The organism is Flaviramulus basaltis (assembly GCF_900114265.1).
Classification (GTDB): domain Bacteria; phylum Bacteroidota; class Bacteroidia; order Flavobacteriales; family Flavobacteriaceae; genus Flaviramulus; species Flaviramulus basaltis.
Map to the genome: position 1 here is coordinate 1 of NZ_FPKV01000031.1, position 1,156 is coordinate 1,156.

Annotated in this window: 1 protein-coding gene; it reads right to left on the bottom strand. The window is 37.5% G+C overall.

Features of this window, described 5'->3' with window-relative positions:
• On the bottom strand, window positions 1-1,156 hold a 1,156-nt coding region (locus tag BT151_RS18370; RefSeq protein ID WP_072403824.1), incomplete at both ends, for an Ig-like domain-containing protein.

A 1,156-nucleotide genomic window follows, 5' to 3' on the forward strand; every position in this document is an offset into this window, starting at 1 on the left:
CACAGATTTATCGGTTGCATTGGTAGGACTTACTGTTGCAGAAAGCTCAGAGGTGTCTCCCACCAGAATCTGAGTATCCTGAGGTGTTACTGTAATACCAGTAACAGATATGTTGTTATTTGAACCTGAACAAGGTGTTTCCACATGACTTAAATTTGTAGGGTCTGCGATACCTTTGCTTAATACAATTCTATCTAGAAAATGAAAATCAGAACGTGCTGATATTTCCATGATATAAACTCCAGCTGAGTCAAATTGAACATAAATATCAGAAAGATTATGATCATTTGCATTTGTTGACCAAGTCCAGTTTAATGTGCCACTTGTAAAGACTTTAAACCAACCATCAATACTTCCAGCATCAGGATTTGGAGTACCTCTTCCAGCAGGATAAACAATACTTTCCAAATCTCCACCTTTTTGTGCATAAAATGAATCAGCATCATCAAAACGAAGCCATGTGTCATTTTCTTCAGTTGGGTCGCTACCTTGACCTACTTTAGTTCGCCATAGAAATTGATATACTCCAGGATTATTTATTTTGATTTTTACAGAAATTTTCCCATTACCTGGTGTATTGAGAAAAGTTCCATTCCCCCATTCGAGATATCCCTTACCAGAAAATCCAGAAGTAGCGGTTTCAACGGACCATAATCCACCAGTATTTATGTTTTCAGCTTCAATAACTACAATGTTGTTTTTTTCCTCATAATCGGCATCACAATCATCAGTAACATTTTCTATAATAGTCACCGTAGTATAATCAGTAAAGCTACCCTCATTAGTTGTTGCAGTTATAGTAACGGTTCCTTGAGTAATTCCAGTTACTAGACCATTGGTATCAACCGTAGCGATAGCATTGTCACTCGAGGTCCAATTCACAGATTTATCGGTTGCATTGGTAGGACTTACTGTTGCAGAAAGCTCAGAGGTGTCTCCCACCAGAATCTGAGTATCCTGAGGTGTTACTGTAACACCAGTAACTTCAAAACTTATATTACCATTAATTTCTACTAAAACGACCCAACTTGCAGATGAGTTGTTAGGAGGGTTGCCAATAGATACATTTGTATCAGAATTTATAGTTGTTACAGAACCATCTTTTAAATCGCCCCCGTTTCTAGGGTCAAACCACTTAACACTATATGTATTAGAA